At 45.2% G+C, this 19,215-nt stretch carries 18 protein-coding genes; 5 read left to right on the top strand and 13 right to left on the bottom strand.

What is annotated here, in order from left to right; all coding sequences use genetic code 11:
• Positions 1–602: 602 nt before the first annotated feature.
• Positions 603–977, bottom strand: a complete 375-nt coding sequence (locus BCT81_RS04155) for a hypothetical protein (RefSeq protein WP_004740517.1) — start codon at positions 975–977, stop codon at positions 603–605.
• 244 nt (positions 978–1,221) lie between these two features.
• Between BCT81_RS04155 and BCT81_RS04150 the strand changes: the two genes are divergently transcribed.
• On the top strand, positions 1,222–1,551 hold the full coding sequence (locus BCT81_RS04150) for a DUF2500 domain-containing protein (protein ID WP_102423321.1): 330 nt from the start codon (positions 1,222–1,224) through the stop codon (positions 1,549–1,551).
• A gap of 69 nt (positions 1,552–1,620) precedes the next feature.
• Here BCT81_RS04150 and BCT81_RS04145 read toward each other — a convergent pair whose 3' ends face one another.
• The 7 genes from BCT81_RS04145 to rhtB form a co-directional block, all read right to left on the bottom strand.
• Positions 1,621–2,634 (bottom strand): acyltransferase, encoded by a 1,014-nt coding sequence (locus BCT81_RS04145; RefSeq protein WP_004740513.1) that lies wholly within the window; start codon positions 2,632–2,634, stop codon positions 1,621–1,623.
• Positions 2,635–2,758: 124 nt separating this feature from the next.
• Positions 2,759–3,979 (bottom strand): organoarsenical effux MFS transporter ArsJ, encoded by a 1,221-nt coding sequence (arsJ, locus tag BCT81_RS04140; RefSeq protein WP_102423320.1) that lies wholly within the window; start codon positions 3,977–3,979, stop codon positions 2,759–2,761.
• 96 nt (positions 3,980–4,075) lie between these two features.
• On the bottom strand, positions 4,076–4,567 hold the full coding sequence (locus BCT81_RS04135) for a cyclin-dependent kinase inhibitor 3 family protein (RefSeq protein ID WP_102423319.1): 492 nt from the start codon (positions 4,565–4,567) through the stop codon (positions 4,076–4,078).
• Between the two features lie 18 nt (positions 4,568–4,585).
• Positions 4,586–5,590 carry an ArsJ-associated glyceraldehyde-3-phosphate dehydrogenase gene (locus BCT81_RS04130; protein WP_102423318.1) on the bottom strand — a complete coding sequence of 335 codons (1,005 nt, stop codon included), beginning with the start codon at positions 5,588–5,590 and terminating at the stop codon, positions 4,586–4,588.
• A 158-nt stretch (positions 5,591–5,748) separates the two neighbouring features.
• Positions 5,749–6,090, bottom strand: a complete 342-nt coding sequence (locus BCT81_RS04125; protein WP_004740493.1) for a metalloregulator ArsR/SmtB family transcription factor — start codon at positions 6,088–6,090, stop codon at positions 5,749–5,751.
• Positions 6,091–6,189: 99 nt separating this feature from the next.
• On the bottom strand, positions 6,190–7,410 hold the full coding sequence (locus tag BCT81_RS04120) for an EAL and HDOD domain-containing protein (protein ID WP_102423317.1): 1,221 nt from the start codon (positions 7,408–7,410) through the stop codon (positions 6,190–6,192).
• 45 nt (positions 7,411–7,455) lie between these two features.
• Entirely contained in the window at positions 7,456–8,073 is a 618-nt protein-coding gene (gene rhtB, locus BCT81_RS04115) for a homoserine/homoserine lactone efflux protein (RefSeq protein ID WP_102423316.1), read from the bottom strand.
• 81 nt (positions 8,074–8,154) lie between these two features.
• On the opposite strand from rhtB, the gene BCT81_RS04110 reads away from it, so the two are divergent.
• A complete protein-coding gene (locus tag BCT81_RS04110) occupies positions 8,155–9,135 on the top strand; it encodes an alpha/beta fold hydrolase (protein WP_102423315.1) in 981 nt (326 codons plus the stop codon).
• Between the two features lie 187 nt (positions 9,136–9,322).
• Entirely contained in the window at positions 9,323–10,150 is an 828-nt protein-coding gene (locus BCT81_RS04105) for a Cof-type HAD-IIB family hydrolase (RefSeq protein WP_102423314.1), read from the top strand.
• 66 nt (positions 10,151–10,216) lie between these two features.
• Here BCT81_RS04105 and BCT81_RS04100 read toward each other — a convergent pair whose 3' ends face one another.
• Complete coding sequence (locus BCT81_RS04100) at positions 10,217–10,684, bottom strand: EVE domain-containing protein (protein ID WP_102423313.1); 468 nt, start codon at positions 10,682–10,684, stop codon at positions 10,217–10,219.
• Positions 10,685–10,723: 39 nt separating this feature from the next.
• On the opposite strand from BCT81_RS04100, the gene BCT81_RS04095 reads away from it, so the two are divergent.
• The gene (locus BCT81_RS04095; protein WP_102423312.1) at positions 10,724–12,259 is read left to right on the top strand and encodes a hypothetical protein; all 1,536 of its coding nucleotides are present in this window, start codon (positions 10,724–10,726) and stop codon (positions 12,257–12,259) included.
• A 2-nt stretch (positions 12,260–12,261) separates the two neighbouring features.
• Entirely contained in the window at positions 12,262–12,858 is a 597-nt protein-coding gene (locus BCT81_RS04090) for a DTW domain-containing protein (protein ID WP_102423311.1), read from the top strand.
• A 126-nt stretch (positions 12,859–12,984) separates the two neighbouring features.
• Here the strand turns inward: BCT81_RS04090 and BCT81_RS04085 are convergent, their stop codons facing one another.
• The 4 genes from BCT81_RS04085 to BCT81_RS04070 form a co-directional block, all read right to left on the bottom strand.
• Entirely contained in the window at positions 12,985–15,465 is a 2,481-nt protein-coding gene (locus BCT81_RS04085) for an EAL domain-containing protein (RefSeq protein ID WP_102423310.1), read from the bottom strand.
• A 192-nt stretch (positions 15,466–15,657) separates the two neighbouring features.
• The gene (locus BCT81_RS04080) at positions 15,658–18,156 is read right to left on the bottom strand and encodes an EAL domain-containing protein (RefSeq protein WP_102423309.1); all 2,499 of its coding nucleotides are present in this window, start codon (positions 18,154–18,156) and stop codon (positions 15,658–15,660) included.
• A 169-nt stretch (positions 18,157–18,325) separates the two neighbouring features.
• Entirely contained in the window at positions 18,326–19,042 is a 717-nt protein-coding gene (yigB, locus tag BCT81_RS04075) for a 5-amino-6-(5-phospho-D-ribitylamino)uracil phosphatase YigB (protein WP_102423308.1), read from the bottom strand.
• 15 nt (positions 19,043–19,057) lie between these two features.
• Positions 19,058–19,215: tyrosine-type recombinase/integrase (locus BCT81_RS04070; protein ID WP_157938842.1), on the bottom strand; the 158-nt coding region annotated here is incomplete at its 5' end.

Below are 19,215 nucleotides of genomic sequence, written 5' to 3'. Positions count from 1 at the left end.
GATACTTAGAAATAAAAAACATAGATTAAATGGAAAATAAAAACGTCATTCCAACCTAGACTTATAAAGTGGGAAAGTTACTTTTAAAATGACTAATTTTGTCAGTTTTTTTCAAGCCCCATGTAAAAACCACCACAAAAATCAAAGCAAAAACCTTAAAAACCACCAAACTCCCACCCACAAAGCACCAAGCCTCATTAATACAATTTAACAACCATTAACAATATAAATCACACAAAACAACCATTACAAAACAACAACTTAAACCAATTTAGAACAAACATAAATCACAACGAACAAAATAAGAACACACCAAAAACCACACTTAAACACTCCAAAAAAAGCCATATGGCAATACTTTTCTACTACTTTTGGGGCTTTCAAAAGTAATTCTTGATCTAAAGCCATAAGTAGTGCTATTCTTTAAAACATAGCGAGAGACAACCAAATTTAGGAGTAGTGTTATGATTTCATCTTCGCAAAGACAAGGACTTGTAATGATCGCGGTAGTTGTTGGTCTAATGACACTACCGATGATGTACTAAGCAAGTTACAGATAAAAAAAGGGACGCCATGAGCGTCCCTTTTTTTGTTCAATTTTTTCATTTCGAAAACAGATGTAGTGTTAATACATCCCAGTTCGCATAGTAGAAACCCGCGGCAGCCAAAGTCATTGCCATCATCAGCAAAATCGCAACTCGCCAGATAAAACGACCACTACGTGGAGTCAGTTCCTTCTCGCAGTCGTTACACATCATGATGAACTTATGTTGATCTTCCAACTTGGCATCATGTTCGTTCACTACTTTATTACGACACGTCGCGATATAACGCAGCTTGCTTACCATATCGTGCGGTAGCCTTTCTTCACAGCTTGTTACGAGCTCATGCAATCCTTCGCCTTCAGCGTGATATTGAAGTCTCAATAATTTCTCTATATTGCGAGTTCTTGTCACCACTTTTTCAATATCGGTCATCTTGGCCCTCCCACTCCACACTATAATTCTAGTCGAGCATTTCCTTATTCTTATACAAAATCACTGCTATTTACGAGAGCAAGAGACAAGAAATAACAGTGCTTTATCCCAAACTGGCCATTAAATGTGATATCTGCCGAAAAATAATCAGCTTTGCTTACAGCAGTTCACGAATAGCGGCTTTAAACACATATCCCTATTGCCCGAAAGACTAGAATAACCATTACGACTACATGGAGGTTATATGCCTAACTCACTCTTTTTTACCATCTTTGCACTCGCAGGTCTCGCGGCCTGGGTATTTCTTGTTTTTTATCGAAAGCACATGCAAGGCGAGAACGCACCAGAAAAGAAAGTGAACGTCACGGTATTAGATAAACAATCCATCGACCTTCCTGATGCAGAGCCAGGTCAAGAAGACCAAGAGTATTGGATTTATGTTCAACGTGGTGTAGTTGGTCCGAAACGTGAATTCCAAGTCGGCATTCACTACTTTCACGCTCTTAACCCGGGTGACAAAGGGACCTTAACTTACCAAGGTGATAAGTTCTTACACTTTGCATTGAAGCGCTAACCCTAGCGCTTCAACCCTTCCTCATCGACATTCAACAATAAACCAATATCGAAATGCCTTGGCGTATCGCTAAGGCAATAGCCAACGTGTCTTCTCTGACTTAGAAACTATCCAACTCATCCACAGCGCACCCGCTCCGCTGATCACTATCCATAACGGAATAACCCAAGCTGGGTGACCTTGGTACCAGCCAAACTCTTTCATTGGCCACAAGAAGATTGGGTGCAATAAGTAGATACCCAAACTGTGTTTACTGATGAAACCAACCACTTGATTGCCTTTGTCTGACAACCCTTCTCCAAAGTAGCGACACAGCATGAACACCATGCTTGCAGCTAATACAGTATTCAGCGTTTTGTAAGAGAACCAACGACCAACCGTGTATTCTTCTGCGGCTAAGCTCGCATCAACCACCATATAAACGGTGGTCAACAATGCCAACACACCAAGCCCAGTACTCACGCTAACGGTAAACTTATTGAGTGGGACTTTCTTGTACAGCAGATAACCCAGTGGTAAGTAGCCAGTGTAAAGCCACAGCTCATGGCTCCAAGGACCATCGATTCTGAGTAAGAACAGTAACGAGGTAAACAACCACACCGCAGTGAAACTATAAACTGCCTTATCACCATACTTTCTGACCATAATCTGTAAGAACGGGATCACAAAATAGAGTGGAATGAAGTAGTAGAAGAAACCTAAGTGATAGTAGGTGTAGTGGTGATAGCTATTAAGCAGCACATCCCAACTGACATCGGCATCAAAGCCCATTGCCGACCAACCAGACAGGTAGGTATAGAAAAGCGACCAGACGATAAAAGGAATCAACACCTTACCTAAACGGCGCTTTAGATAATACTTGGCATCAAATGGACGCTGATCACTGAGCATCAGGGCGCCAGTTATCAATATAAAGACAGGTACCGCCCAACGGCTGAAACCATTGACCGTAACCGCCGTTAGCCACTCACCAAAAGGAATGGTTCCTAGCTCGTTGCGATAAGGTGCCAAAACATGAATCGCGATAACCGCTACGGCCGCGACACATCGTGCTAAATCAAAGAAGAGAATTCGCTGCTTCATGTAAATGCCTGATTAATATTCAATCATTCTACTATAGCAATAAAAAAGCTGACCGGAATAAATACCAAGTCAGCTTATTGTTAAAGGAGAGGCATATCGCGATTTTATCGAATCAGACGGAAGCTTATGCCGCTGAGGTTTGTGGCACCTTAGGCAAGCGCAACGAAATCACCGTTGTTATCGCTAGGAATGCGAACGAGACCCACAAACAAGCTGACAAGCCACCCATTTGGAACACCCAGCCAGACAGGATTGTGCCAATCAAACGACCCATTGCATTCGCCATATAGTAGAAACCCACATCAAGCGATACACCATCACCCTTCGCGTAGCTGACAATCAGGTATGAGTGAAGCGATGAATTAACTGCGAAGATGGCACCAAACACCATCAAACCACCAATGATCACCAGTTCGGGTTGCCATGCTATCTGTACCGCATATGCGATACCCGCCGTTACCAAAGCCAATGCACCTGCCCACAATAGGGCTGCATGTCCATCTGGTACCTTGCCCTGAGCTTTACCGGTAATCTTAGGCGCTATGCCTTGTACAAAGCCGTAAGCGATAGTCCAAGCAGCTAAAAAGCCTCCAACCCATGAGTGATCCCAACCAAATACGCTGCCAAGATAAATTGGCAAAGCAATCACGAACCACACATCACGAGCGCCAAACAGGAACATACGTGCCGCCGACAGGATGTTGATGGACTCAGACTTAGAGAAGATCTGTTTGAACTTGGGCTTGGTTTTCGCCTTGCCCATGTCTGCCTCTAAGCTCACTACACTGCCAATGAAGACTAAAGTCAGCACAGCCGCCATCGCCAGCACTGCGTATTGGAAGCCAATCGTTGAAAGCAGCAAACCACCAATAAAGAAGCCTGCACCCTTAAGCGCATTCTTAGACCCGGTCAGAATCGCGATCCACTTATACAAGGCACCTTGTTGCTCATCCGGCACCAAAGTCTTGATTGAGCTCTTGGCACTCATCTTGTTGAGGTCTTTAGCAATACCTGACAACGCCTGCGCTGCCATTACCCATGGGATGGTCAACATCGCTGATGGCAATGCGAGCATCCCCAAGGCGAAGACTTGCATCCCGAGGCCAATGTTCATGGTCTTGTTGAGGCCAAGACGCGCCCCCAGCCAGCCACCGATTAGGTTCGTCACCACACCAAAGAATTCATAGAAAAGGAACAGTGAGGCGATCTCTAACGAGCTGTAACCAAGGTCGTAGAAATACAGCACCACCAGCATGCGCAGTGCGCCATCAGTAATGGTGAAATTCCAGTAGTTGAAAGTCACCAACATGTATTGGCGAACACTCTTGCTTAGATTTGAAAACATAACGCTATCTCTGCAATCAAAACAAAAAGAGCTTTTGGATCACGATAAGCTAAACACTCAAGATACCAAAAGCTCCTTGTCTAACAACGATGGCTGTTAGCTATTCGCTACGCCATTGATGTATTCAACCTGTATAGGTTTAGTGAAAGCACCTGGACGCAGTGCTTGAACTTCTTGAACGATCTTGTCGAGGTCCCAGCCTTTTTCTAACAGTAGGTGAGCCGCGAACAAACCAGTGCGACCAGAGCCGCCCATGCAGTGCATCGCTACTTTCGCACCGCTATCAACGATTTTGTGTAGCTCTGGGCTTGCTGCAGACCATTTCGCTGCAAACTCGGTACCCGGTGCACAATCGTCTTCGATTTCGATTTGGAACCACTGCATGCCTAGTGCACGTGTTTTCTCGCCCAGTGCTGCTACGTCTTTGCTTGCAAGCTCTGCATCATCAAGCGCAGTCACAATAGCTTCAACGCCCTGCTCTTTCAGTTGTGCTAGAGATGCATCAAGATCAGCATCTTTAGTACCTGGGCATGGAGTCAGGATTAGTGCGCCTTTCTCAAGGTCTAGTTGCCACGTTGGATGTGTCATAGTGTCTTCTCCAGATTCTTATTTAGAAAGACCGACGGTACGTACCAGCTCAGCCGTACGTGTCGCGTAACCCATTTCGTTGTCGTACCAAGCGTAGATCTTAACCATGCGCTTACCAACCAACATGGTAGACAGTGCATCTACGATTGTAGAGCGTTGGTCGCCTTTGTAGTCGATAGACACAAGTGGGCGCTCTTCAAAGCCAAGGATGCCTTTTAGCTCGTTCTCAGATGCTTCTTTCAGCATCGCGTTCACTTCTTCTGCCGTCGTGTCTTGCTTCACTTCGAAGATGATGTCAGTCAGAGACGCGTTCGCTAGTGGTACACGAACCGCGTGGCCGTTGATGCGGTTTTCTAGCTCAGGGAAGATCTCAACAATCGCCTTCGCAGAGCCCGTTGTTGTTGGGATTAAGCTCATGCCACATGCACGTGCACGACGTAAGTCTTTGTGTGGCGCGTCTAGGATAGTCTGAGTGTTTGTTAGATCGTGAATCGTCGTAAATGACGCGTTCTCGATACCAAGCTTCTCGTTGATTACTTTAACCACTGGAGCGATGCAGTTAGTGGTACAAGACGCTGCCGTTACGATTTTGTGTACTGCTGGGTCGAAGATGTTGTCGTTAACACCAACAACGATGTTTGCGATGCCATCTTCTTTAACAGGTGCAGAAACTACAACGCGCTTCACGCCCTGCTCTAGGTATTTGTTTAGGAAAGAAGTCTTACGGTGAACACCTGTCGCTTCAATCACAACATCACAACCAGACCAATCGATCGCGTCGATGTCACGCTCTTTAGTGGTTTTGATGCGTTGACCATTGATGATCATCTCATCGCCTTCAGTTGTTACTTCATGGTTCCAGCGACCTTGAACTGAATCGAACTCTAGAAGATGTGCAAGCGTTGCTGTATCGCCCGCTACATCGTTAATCTGTACAAACTCTAGCTCTTCCCAATCGAAAGCTGCGCGAAGTGCCAGACGGCCAATGCGGCCAAAGCCATTAATACCTACTTTAACTGCCATGTTCTTTTCTCTCAGTTAGTTGCCTTCATATTTGAAGCCGCAGCGTTGTTGACTGCATTCACTTCCCCTAATCACATAGGAAACCTATGCTCATAGGGAGAAGTTCACTTGTCGCCTAGCTGCAACTTCAACTATCTTGGCAATAAATTTTTGTAGATTTAAACGCAACATTGAGGGCGTGAAGTCATCGCTTCTAGACGCTCAATGTCTTGTTGGTATTCAGTTTTCAAACAGTTCGATGCGATAAGGTCATCAATTAACTTTAGCATCCAACCCGGTAAATCATTGGCAAGACGATAGAACACCCATTGCCCTTGGCGAACGTCAGTCAAAATGCCGTTTGAGCGTAACTGCGCAAGGTGGCGTGATACCTTTGGCTGACTTTCTTGCAATGCCTGAGTCAACTCACCAACTGAAAGGCACTCTTGGCGCACAATCAACATTAAGCAACGCACTCGCGTTTCGTCAGACAGTAATTTAAAAAATTGGTGAGGAAGCATAACTACATACTCATATATGGATATGCATATATCCTAGTTGTAAAAAAACGCACGTCAAGGCGTGCGTTTTAAATGTCATAAAAGTTTAATAAAGCAACACTACAGCTTGTTGGTCACGGTGTGACTCCAGCGACGCGCTTCTGTGAGTTCAGTTTTCACCTGATCGACACTAAGCCCTAAATCAGCGCAGTGCTCATCAATCTGCTGCCAATCCGCATGCTCAAAGCTCTCTTCAAGGGCAAGCAAAGTACCGTAAGGGCCTTCCCTGCGTAATAGAGCAACCTTGATACTTTTACATAGCGGCAACTGCTCGACTAAGTTCTCTAACGACAAGTCCAACAGCGCATCTAACAAGGAGAATAAGCCAATCATAAAGGCCTGCTCTCTATACCCTTCAAATGCCTGATAGCGAGACATACGCTGACAAAACTGAGCACGCTGTAGAGACAATCCATACAGCTCTTTTGGCTTTTTATCGGACACATAAGAGGCGACGGCTAACGAGACAAACATTTTCAGTTTCTCTTGCCCTAGATATACCAAAGCCTGACGAAAAGAAGAGATGGTCACTTCAAGGCGCGGCGACATAGTATTCACAAACCGCAACAGCTTATATGAGAGCGCCACATCTTTCGCAACAATGCTTTCCACCCGTTGAAAGTCCACATCGGGCTTACACACTTCTTGAAACAGCTCCATAGCAATCACTTGCTCAGGGCTAATGTATTTACTCTTGATGATTTCCGGCTTATTGAAAAAGTAACCTTGGAAAAACTTAAAGCCAGCCTCTTTGGCTTGCTGGAATTCTTGCTCGGTCTCAACACGCTCCGCCAAAAAGCTAAACTTTTTCCCTTGATGTGCTCTAACCAAATCACACGCTTCATCCAAACCCATCTGCATGATATCGAGCTTCACGATATGAGTGTATTTAAGGAAACGTTCCCATTCTGGGGTCGAAGTAAAATCATCTAAGGCGATCATATAACCCGCTTGGTAAAGGTCTTTAACCGCTTCCAACAATTCATCTGTTGGTTTACAGGTTTCCAGAATCTCTACCACCACCTTATCTTTCGGCAAACTTAAGGGCAGTCGACGAATCAAACTTTGATAAGGGAAGTTAATAAAACAGCGTGAAGATGGAATAGAAGGGTTAAGACCCACTGACAGGAAGTTCTCAACAATCAGACGGTACGTTGCTCGATTAGACTCAATATGCGCTGGGTACGCATTCTTTTCTCCATCGCGAAATAACAACTCATAGCCGAGTGTATTCCTCTTGCGATTTAAGATAGGTTGTCGAGCAACATATGTAGCGGTCATTTCTTGATAACTCTGATTGGTTTAACTATAACTCAGTCGCTTAATCTAAGCTTTCGCGGCAGCTAGCAAAGCACCGCAGCCCATGAACATACCACCAAATATTTTATTTATCTTACCCATTATGCGATCAGAGCGAATAAAACGTCCCATTTGTGACGCTAATGAGGTGTAACCCAACATAACAACGCTATCAATGAATACTGTCGTCACACCTAGCACTAATAACTGCGGTGCTTGAGGTTGTGTAGGGTCAATAAATTGAGGAAACAGAGCCACCAAAAACACGATGGATTTCGGGTTAGTTAGGTTGATAAGCACAGCGTTTCTCAGCAGTTTGCCACTCGACAGAGTAGAGCTTTCTTCAGATGCTACTAGGCTCGAGCTATCACGCCACTTTTGAATACCTAACCAAACTAAGTAAACCACACCAACCCATTTAATGATGGTGAACGCCAACGCAGACTTAGCAACGAGTGCACCAATACCCGCGCCCACCAGCATAATGTGGAACGCAAGACCAAGCTGTAAACCGACGATTGATGCCAATGACTTTCGAGTGCCATAGCTTAACCCATTGCTGATTGAATTTACGGTACCCGAGCCCGGAGCCAAGCTAAACAAAATCGCCGTGACAACATAAGCAAGCCAAACATGAGTATCCATTTGCATTTCCTTACTAGTTCTTTAATCTAACAACATTAGTAGCAATAAAGCTCTCACACGCATCAGTTCAGGTAATTTCCCATGGAAAACCACAGCGAAGCCGCCTTCCCTTACACTCAAGAACCTCAGTTCGATCATGCGATTAAACACCCGATCAACGCTCTTTGGCAACAAAGAAAAGAGGGATATTTAACATCGTCTGGTAAAAAGAAACTGTACTGGTGCAGCCTCACCTCAGAGAAGCACAGCAAAGCTATTGTGATTTCAAATGGCCGTATCGAATGCTGCCAAAAATACCAAGAAATCTTTTATGATTTTTATCAACAAGGCTACGACGTTTATTCATTTGACCATCAAGGTCAAGGCCAGTCGGAACGTATGGTAGCAGACTCTGACATTGGTCACATTCATGAGTTTGATGATTATGCATCTGATATGTCTGACATGATTGCCAGCTTTGACCTCAGCAAGTATGCCAAGCGATACCTGTTAGCCCACTCAATGGGGAGCACTATCGCGACACGCTATCTACAAACCCATCCAGACCACCCATTTGATAAGGTCACCTTGTGCGCCCCAATGTTTGGTATCAACACCGAGTGGTACTTAAAGCCTATCGCGATGATTATTGGGCAAGTGCTTACCGCGTATCACGCCAAACCGGTTTACGCTCCAGGTCAGCAGGCCTATTACTCGAAACCTTTCGAGAATAACCTCCTGAGCCAAAGCAAGGTTCGTTATCAGTGGTTCCGTCGACTTTACGAAGAGAACCCTTCACTGCAAGTCGGTGGCGCTAGCACTCGCTGGGTATGGCAAGGGTTAATGGCAGCCAAGCAGTCAATCCAACAGACTCGTCAAATCAAGATCCCTCTATTACTGATTCAAGCTGGTGAAGAGAAGATTGTGAGTAACGATGCTCAGGTGAAATTCATCAATAAGCTGAAGAAAACCAACCCGGATTGCCAATTTAAAGTTATTGAAGGCTCAAGGCATGAAGTGTTGTTTGAGCAAGACAAATACCGTAATCAAACACTGGATGCCATTAATCAGTTCTTTGCTTAATACTCACATCAACTGCATAAGAAGCGAGCCATAAGATAGCGAATAAAGAGGAAGAGAAGTAAGTGAGCTTTGCCCTCTTTTCTTGCATGATTTTGGCATACAATTTCTGGGTCGAGATATTGTAGTTCAAACGATACTAGCATTGGCTAGTGTTGATATTGGTTAAGCACTTTGCAATGAGGGTTAAATGACTATTCCTGCACTTAAAGATTCCGTGAAAATCGTTGCCTCTGATTTAGATGGTACGCTGCTGGCTCCCAACCATCAGTTGAGCGATTTTACCAAGCTAACGCTAAAGAAGTTACACGAGCAAGGTTATACCTTTATCTTCGCAACGGGTCGCCATCACGTCGATGTAGCTGGGATTCGTCAAATCGCAGGGATTCCGGCATACATGATCACGTCGAACGGTGCTCGCGTACACGACCAGAATGATCAGCTAATGTATAGCCAAAACGTACCTCAAGAACTCGTTCAACCGGTTATTGATATTGTTCGCCAAGATCCAAACATCTTCATTCACATCTACCAAAATGAAGATTGGTTGCTCGATCGTGAAGATGAAATGCTAGCTAAGTTCCACAGTGAGTCAGGCTTCAGCTACAAGCGCTTTGAAGCAGACAATGCGCCGAGCGACGGCATTGCCAAGGTTTTCTTCACTCACCCAGAGCAAGACCACGAACACCTAGTGACGTTTGAGAAAAAGCTAAAAGAAGCATTTGGAGACAAGTTAAACGTGGCTTTCTCAACACCTTGGTGTCTGGAAGTGATGGCCGCTGAAGTATCTAAAGGTCATGCTTTAGACGCTGTCGCGAAATCTCTGAACCGAACGCTGGATAACTGTGTTGCCTTTGGTGATGGTATGAATGACGCTGAGATGCTGGCAATGGCAGGTAAAGGCCTAATCATGGGCACATCGCACGAGAAAGTGATGCAAGCACTACCAGACAATGAAGTGATTGGTAGCAACGCTGATGATGCCGTTGCGCACTACTTAGAGAAACACCTACTCTAAACAACCCCATCATACAAAAAGGCAGCCAATGGCTGCCTTTTTTGAACCTTACGCTAAAAGCTTCCTCTAACGAGAACCGAGCACTTCTTTGCTTAAGATCGCCTGCCACTCTTGTTCCGTCACAGGCATGATCGATAAACGATTGCCGCGCTTCACCAAAGGAATTTCAGATAATTCAGGCATGGCTTTAAGGGTCGCTAATGGGATCAAGCGTTCAGTAACTCGAACAAACTCGACATCAACCATTATCCAGCGCGGGTTATCGGGTGAAGATTTAGGGTCGTAGTAATCACTCTCGGGATCGAATTGAAAATGGTCTGGGTAGGCTTCTCTGGTTACTTTTGCGATCCCCGCTACGCCCACTTTTTTACATGATGAGTGGTATATCATCACTAGGTCGCCAAGCTTGACCTCATCACGCATCATGTTTCGAGCTTGATAGTTACGAACTCCCTCCCAACAAGAGGTTTTTTGTACTCTTAGTGTCTGAATAGAAAAAATGTCGGGTTCTGTTTTAAATAACCAATATGCCATAATAAATCCAATTAACGGTTGCTCCGAGGAAGATATAACATGAAGGTAATGAAAAACCCAGTGACATGGCTAGCCGCATTCGCGCTACAAGGCTGTGTAACCGCTCCAGAAACACCGCAACAACCTGAAGTTCCACCAGCAACCTTGGATGAACCTCTGAGCGTTCAACCACAAACCTTCATCATGCGCGGTCAAGTTGTGGTAGGCCATGAAAGCCGCACGTTTACCCCTTGTGGTAGCCAACAACAATACTGGCTAGATATGTCCCCAGAGCTAGCGCTAGAAGCACAAGGGCTAGCAGTCAGACCTTATCAAGCTCTGTATGGCGAACTGATTGGTCACCTTACCGTACCTAGCCAAACCGGCTACAACGCTGATTTCACAGCACGTTTCGTGGTTGATCAAGTCAATATCTTAACGGCAGAAAACCCTGAACGCTGCGACCAACCACTGCGATCCACACGAGTATTCGGCAATGAACCATTCTGGTCAGCCACCTTTGATAAAGACCAGCTGACTTATACCAAGATGGGCGAAGCACCTCAGGCTCTCAACATCGAATCAAGCCGCACCACGCCAAGCAGTCGTGATTACCAATTAGAGGGTAAAGCAACGCAAGGCGAGCTCAACCTGAAGAAAGAGAACTGCAGCGACGGCATGAGTGACTCTATCTACGGCTGGGAAGCAAAACTCAACCTCAATGAAAGCAACTACACGGGCTGTGCTACGGTTTCAAACCAAGATCCTACATTGGACTGGAGTGGTACCTATTTCGCTAGCTCAACGCAGAACTCAGGGTTCTCTATTAACCTTGAGCTCAACGATGACCATAGCGCAGTAACAACCTACTCATACAGCAACGGTGATCCTTCTATTGTTGAGCAAGGCTTCTGGCAGCAACTCAACCAAAACCAAGTTCAGGTCGTCATGACTCGCCACCAGCAGCAATACCTGATATCCGAGCGTATCTTCACACTCGATAACGGTAAGCTAATCGCAGAGAAAGAAAAGGTCGGCAATATCGTCTACCCGATTGCCAACGGCGGTCTAGTACTATTCGAAGCAAAGCATGTACAAACACAAACTAACACGGTTGATCTAAAGGCGAAGCAAGTGAACTCCAGTGATCAATTTGATCCAAAAGTAGACCAAGCGATCCGCGAGTATTTTAAGATCAACAACAGCTCTCCTGATGATACGAAATACCGCTGGCTGACCTACGACCTCAACGGTGACGGTAAAGAAGAATTGTTCGCACAACTCGATTGGTGTGGCTCAGGTGGTTGTACACTGCTGATTTTCGAGAACCATCAAGACAAGTGGCGCTTCAATAGCCGAGTCACACTAGTAAAGGGAGATATACGTGTGGGTAAGTCTAAAAGTCACGGTTGGCACGATCTGATCTTCAATGTCAGCGGTGGTGGTGCAATAGCGGCGAAACACGCACTCTCATACACAGGTGTCAGCTACCCACTCAACCCAAGTGTTGCACCGGTAGCCGATGATGCTGATATCAGCGATGTGGTTTTGTTTGCTAACGACATCTCACCAGTACAAAGCGGAGTTAAGCTATAACCATGAGCGATCAGCAAGCTTGCATTGGGTGTGGTTTCACTCATCAATGTATTTGTCATCGAATACCGAATACTGAAAGCCAAATCCAGTTAGTGTTACTCACTCACGAGAATGAGCTAACACGAGACACCAATACCGGAAAGCTACTGCAACAATCACTCAAGCAGTGTCAGCCCTTTGTTTGGCAGCGCAAGACGCCTCCAGCCGAACTACTGGCTTTGCTTGAAGGTGAAACTCATCAGCCTTTGCTGTTATTTCCAAGTGATGAAAGCATTGAGTGTCAGCAAGCGGTATCGGATGCAGGGAGTGAACGAACGCCGCTATTCATCATCTTGGATGGTACATGGCAAGAAGCGAAAAAGATGCTCAACAAAAGTCCTTGGTTACAGACGATTCCTCAAGTGCACCTCGATGTAACCAGTGAATCTTCATATACATTGCGACGCAATCAAGACAATGGACATCTGTGTACCTGTGAGGTTGGCATCGAGCTACTCAAGGCTTTAGATGAAACTCAACCAGCAAAGCAGATAGAGGATTACTATCAACACTATCTAAAAGTATTCCAAGCGGACAAAAGCGGACACGCTCTCAGATAGAGTGATGCGGAGTGCTTGAGCACTAAAATAATAAAGGGTGAGCCACTAGCTCACCCTTTTCACATCTCGCTTTATTGCATTGAACAGAATAGTGTTTCACGTGAAACATCAGACATTTGCCACTCATCAGAACAGCCGTTTAGGCTCTCCGAAGTAATAACCTTGTAGGTAGTCGACACCCATGTCTTCTGCAATTCGGCAGATTTTCTCATTATGAACAAATTCAGCGACCGTCTTCGCATTCAAGATCTGACATAAGCTAACCAACTGCTGAGCTATCTTACGCTGCTTTTTATCTTGATCGATATTTCGAATCAGGCTGCCATCGAGCTTTATAACTTGAGGCTCAAGCTTGAGTATCTCGTCGATGTTCGAATAACCTGATCCAAAGTCATCAACAATGATGTTCACACCCAGATCGCGGAAGTGATTACACACCTCGATTAAACGACCGTAGTCCTGAATTTGTTCCGTTTCTAGTACCTCTAAACCAATACGCTGAGGGTGGCTAATTTTCTTGATCGCCTGCTCAAGGTGAAGAATGGTTTTCTCGTTATTAAAATCCTGCGGTGCCAAGTTAATCGAGAACGAATCGGTTCGCTGACTCATGAAATCAAAGGTACGCGTAATCATCTGACGACTTAATCGAGTATAGAGATGCGTCCCCTCGATAATCGGTAAGAATTTTCCAGGCGCAATCAACTGGCCCTCTTCTTCAATTCGAACCAAACACTCATAGCTTTCGACCTGATGATCATGTGCCGACACAATAGGTTGTGCACAGGCCACAATATTTTGATTGAGTACCGCACGGCTCACGCAGGACAACCACCCCAACTGCTCTTGGCGGTGCTTCTCGAGCTGGATAAGTGTCTTAGCACTCACTAAATGTTTGTTCTGACTGACGGCACTGCGCCTCGCATCAATTGCCTTCAGTAATAAATCGTCAATCGAGGTGGTTGGAAAATCCCGACGACTCGCAATGCCCGCACAAATAGACACAGAAAGATAATCAATATCTGGCAAGCCCGTGGGCTCAAAGTTGACATGCTCGGTTTGGTCAGAAAACTCCGAGAAACGTTGATGGATATGTTCTTGGCTAGCCCAGCTATCAAATACCACCGCCCATTCACCAATACCGATGCTATAAAGCTGGCAACCCTTATCAAAGAACTGCCACAATGCTTTCTGAAAGTAGTCGCTTAAGTCATGAAGAAGTTTGTCACCAACTCGATACCCATACTTCTCATTGATCTGACCAAAGGTCGTTACCTTGAGAGCCAATAAGTGGCTATCAATCGTCATCTTCGATAACTTATCACGCAGCACACTTCGATTGGGCAAACCAGTACGACGATCGATTCGATAGCTTGCGGTTAATGCTGTAGCTTGCTGCTCAATCTTGCTTGCCATGCTGTTATTCATGTCATCGACATCAAGCAATGCATTACGAATAAGTGAAAATAGTGGAGATATATTGTTGAGAGGTTGATTCTCTAGCAGAGGAGCAACCTTACCCTCACCTTCCCTTAGCGCAAGATAAGTTAAGCTGTGGTGCAAGATTCTTTGTTGCCCATGGTCTTGAAACAACTCCCCCATACAGTACACACCATAGGTGTCGGCAAGCTTTTGGAAAACCTCAACCTCTTGGTTACCATCAATAAAATCGAGCCGTGATATACAGTTATAAATAAAGAATTGCTCGGGGCGATGAGCTGCGACCTGCTGCACACCTAAACGAACTTGCTCCAAGGTTAATGATGGATGGTCGTAACAAAACCTAACCTTATCACCAACCTCGAATGAACCGCTAAACTCGATTTCACCACTCTCTTTAATCTTGAGTGGCATGTGAATATTTTGCGCTTTTGGATCGCCAACCATCATCGGAAAGTTATGCAGTTGCTCAAACGGAACCTCGAACCCATCGGCCAGATAACGATTATAGAGTTCACGAATCGGCATGCCGTCTAATTCTGCTAAGCAGTTATCGTGAGCCGCCGTCACTCGAAAAGTACGACCAATCGGATTCCACTCGGTGTAATAGCCATTCGTGATTGCCAAATCATCGCTATGCAGCGCTACCATCACGTAGGCATTCTCATAGCACACGCCATCTAGCATCACCCATCGACCGCTGTCTGTTGATGTTGAGGCACCACCGCAGATAGGGACTGAATACCCCGATTGCTCAAAAGCAGCAAACAAAGCTCGATTGTTTATCTGCAAGCGATCGGCAAAACAGATAATACTTTGTGTTTTCTCATGACAATCCAGTTGCTGATACATAGCTTGGCTATCAAGCACTGGTTGTTCGCTGTATCGAACTACCCCGCAAGAGTACGAGCTATTCTCAAAGCGGGTAATGATCAGGTAAAGACCTTGATGGAGAATGACACCTTGACGGATGTAGTGGTTGGCACTGCAACCTATCAATTGAGCCTTGGGAAAATTTGATTGAATGACTTGGCAGGCAGCCAAAACCGTATCTTTATTGAAAGACGAAAACACCTGAATCAGCAGAGGTTCATGACGATGAAAATCTAGCTTTTCCAATTCACGATGGATTTGTTCTATGTCTTGTATCAGAAGAGAGGTCGACTGCATATTCACATTAATCGTTGCGTTAATGATCAGTTATTGTGCTTTCTATCGATAAAGCTTGCACGGAATACTTACGATCATCTTATGAATAATGTGACCTTAGTTAGACATCATTCACCCCACCACAAAGCAGTCACTAATGGTGGTTAAACTGTTTCGCAAGCAGCTGGTATATCTACTTACTCGCTTTGATAACTAAAACAGGCGCTTAGGCTCACCGAAGTAGTAACCTTGTAGATAATCGACACCCATCTGTTCGGCTATCTCACAAACCTGTTGATTATGAACAAACTCAGCGACCGTTTTGGCATTAAACACTTGGCACAAACGCACCAACTGAGAAGCAATGTTTCTCTGCTTCTGGTCTTTGTCAATATTACGAATCAAGCTGCCATCGAGCTTAATTATCTGCGGCTCAAGCTTAATGATCTCATCGATGTTGGAGTAACCAGAGCCAAAATCGTCCACGATGATTCTTGCTCCTAGAGAGCGGAAGTGGTCACACACCTCAATCATACGGCCATAATCTTTGATCTGCTCAGATTCGAGCACCTCGAGCCCAAGTCGAGTGGGATCGTTCATTCCACTAATCGCAGTCTCAAGTACCTCCAGTGTCTTATCACTTAGGAGATCTTGCGGAGAAAGGTTGATGGAGAACGGACTCTGCTTATCTGCCATATAGCCGATGGTGTTCTTAATCATGTGGCGACTAAGACGTGTATAAAGATGGGTGTCGGCAATCATAGGTAAGAACTTACCTGGTGGCACAATCGTCCCATCAGACTCCATGATTCTCACCAAGCACTCTTGACCAATCATTTCGTGCGTCCCCGCCTCCACAATCGGCTGTGAGTAAGTGATGATGTTCTGATCTAAAATCGCTCGGCTTACGCAGCTCAACCAACCGAGCTGCTCTTTACGATCTTCTTCGCTCACCTGAATATCTTTGGCGTTGGTAATATGGGTGTTGTTACGCACGCCATAACGTCGAGCTTCAATCGCTTTCAGCAAGATTTCATCACCGCTGTCAGTCAAGAAGTCACAACGACTGGCAAAACCACCACACAGAGACACCGACAAATAATCAATGTCGGTTAAGCCATACGGCTCAAAGTTAATGTGTTCGATATCATCCGCGAATTCAACGAAACCTTCTTTTATGCGCGCACTGTCAACACTCGCATTAAAAATGATCGCCCATTCACCCACACCAATACTGAACAACTCAACCTTCACGTTCGGTTCTTTCACCACACGAAGCTGCAAGCGTTCAACAAAGTGATTGGAGAGATCAAGCAATAACTGATCACCGACTTGATAACCATACTTCTCATTCACTTGATGGAAATTAGTCAACTTCAGAGTTAGCAAGTGCTCACTAAAAAGAATCGTGTTGAGTCGCTCTTTCAAAACAATACGGTTAGGCAGCCCAGTACGAGAGTCGATACGATAACTCTCAGTTAAGCGGCGAGCCTGTTGATGAAGTTTCTTCTCCATCTGTGTGTTCATGCTATCAAGATCAGCCACTGCATTTCGTACCAAGTTAAGCAGCGGTGAAACCGTAGAGTCACACTTAAAGTCTTCACAACGAAACTCATTAATCTCGTCAGACTCTCTCATCGCGATATAAGTTAGGCTGTGGTGAAGAATGTCTTGACGCTCTTCAGTACGATAAAGCTCACCCATACAGTAAGCACCACACGTATTCACGATCCCTTCAAACGGCTTCAGCTCTAGTTTGCTATCGATAAACTCCAAGCGAGAAACACAGTTATAGATGATTACAGACTCAGGTTGATGCATGGCAAGCATCTCTGCACCATGGCGCACCTTTTCTGCAGTGAGTGACGGGTGGTTATAACAAAACTGAGCTTCTTCACCTATCTGCCAAGGACTATCAAATTCGATACTGCCATCATCATTGATGCGCAACGGCGTAGAAATGCCTTTCTTTCTGCCAAGCTCACGATAGAGCGGAAAGCTCATTAGTTGGCTAAAAGGGAGATCTTTGCCATCAGCCAGGTAGTGTTTGAACACCTCAATAGCAGGCTTGTCATTCAACGCATACAGGCGGTTCCCTACCGCATGAGTCACTCGTAGCTTCATCCCAATAGGGTTCCACTCAGAGTACGCGTCTGACCAAACCTTCAACCTCGGATTGGTCAAAGCGACCGCTACACACGCGTGTTGGTAAGTTTGTTCATTATGCATGACCCAACGCCCGTGCTCATTTTCGTGACACAATCCACCAGCCACAGGCAATGCGTAAGAGCGATTTTCAAAGGCGCCGTAAATAGGGTAGTCACGACCTTCAACCTGATCACACAGGCTGATGACGGTTTTGGTATCTTTCGAGAGATCGAGTTGAGAAGCGAGGGCTTGGCTATCTTGGTTTGGGTTACCAGTAAAAGGCTGCACCGCTGAGGTTAAACGAGTTTCGTTGAACTCACTAACAATCACTAAGGTACAGGTGCTCTCAAGACAGTTATCACAGATAACATGACGGGCACTCTGGCCGATCAGTGTCGCATGGCTTAGATGCCCCAGTGCCACACTGGCAATTTGACGAGCCACATCAGGTGATTGAGTAGAGAAAAGTTGAATTAGGTATTGTTTGCTGTCACACCATTCGCGCTGAGCAAATTCGGTTCTAAATTGCTCCTCTGTATTTGCGAGAAATGTATATGTTTGCATGCCAACCCTTGTTCAAATTCTAATGGAGTAGAGAACCCGCAACCACCGCTATGATTGAAATGAATCGTAAAAAGTAATCGCCAATTATCCTAGCCTAAACAGGCTGTTAATGGCGACTAATGTAACAATTCACTATCATAAATGCGACACAATAAGCTCGCAGTAGAAATTAAATTAGTCGCATAAGGTCACTGAGTTGATCTATTTCAACATCAGGAAGCACACTCGCCTTCGAAGAAAGGTATAAATTGGAACCAGTGTCATTAAACCAGCATGCTTGGAAGCCATTTTTCTTCGCTCCGTAGACATCAGTTCTCAGGTGATCCCCCACATGAAGAATGTTATTCGCATCAAAACCTAGGTATTGCTGCGCTTTATCAAACATGTCTGGGTAGGGTTTTGCTCTGCCGTCAGGGCCAGCTTTGAGGATTAACTGGAAGTATTGCCCAAGGCCAATTTTATAGGGGTCGACATTACCATTGGTTATCGCCACTAAAGGAATACGCTCGGCAAGTTCCGCCATCACACGGTGGGTTTCTTGAGGAACGTCGACTTGGTTGCGTAGCCATAAGGCATGTTCGATACCATCACGAGCAGCCTGTTCCGCTTGCTGCAGAGAGTAACCCAACTGCAGTAAACCTGTCTTAATTTGGATTTCACGCCACAAGGTGACATCGTGCTTTAGCTGTGGGTTTTCCAATGCGACTTGTTGTTTTACAGCTTGCCACTCTTCCAAAGATAAAGAAGTAGACACAGGGTGCTCTTGAAAAAGCCACTGCGCCATCTCCTTCTCAACCTTCATGATCACAGGCCAGTTGTCGTATAGGGTGTCATCCAAGTCAAAGGTCATGGCTTTGATGGGCTGTAACCCTCGATAAATTCGCATAGTAAAACCTTTAATCTAATCTTTGTTCTTCTTACGAGCTCTGGGATGAGCCTGATCATAAGCTTGTGCTAAGTGTTGAAAATCCAAATGAGTGTACACTTGAGTAGTCGAAATGTTTTCATGACCCAGCAATTCTTGAACAGCACGTAGATTTTGGCTTGATTCAAGTACGT

Source organism: Vibrio sp. 10N.261.52.A1 (assembly GCF_002876325.1).
In the GTDB taxonomy this organism is placed as follows: Bacteria; Pseudomonadota; Gammaproteobacteria; order Enterobacterales; family Vibrionaceae; genus Vibrio; species Vibrio chagasii.
The sequence above is the reverse complement of the archived record's forward strand: the minus strand, read 5'-3'. Positions and strand labels throughout refer to the sequence as shown.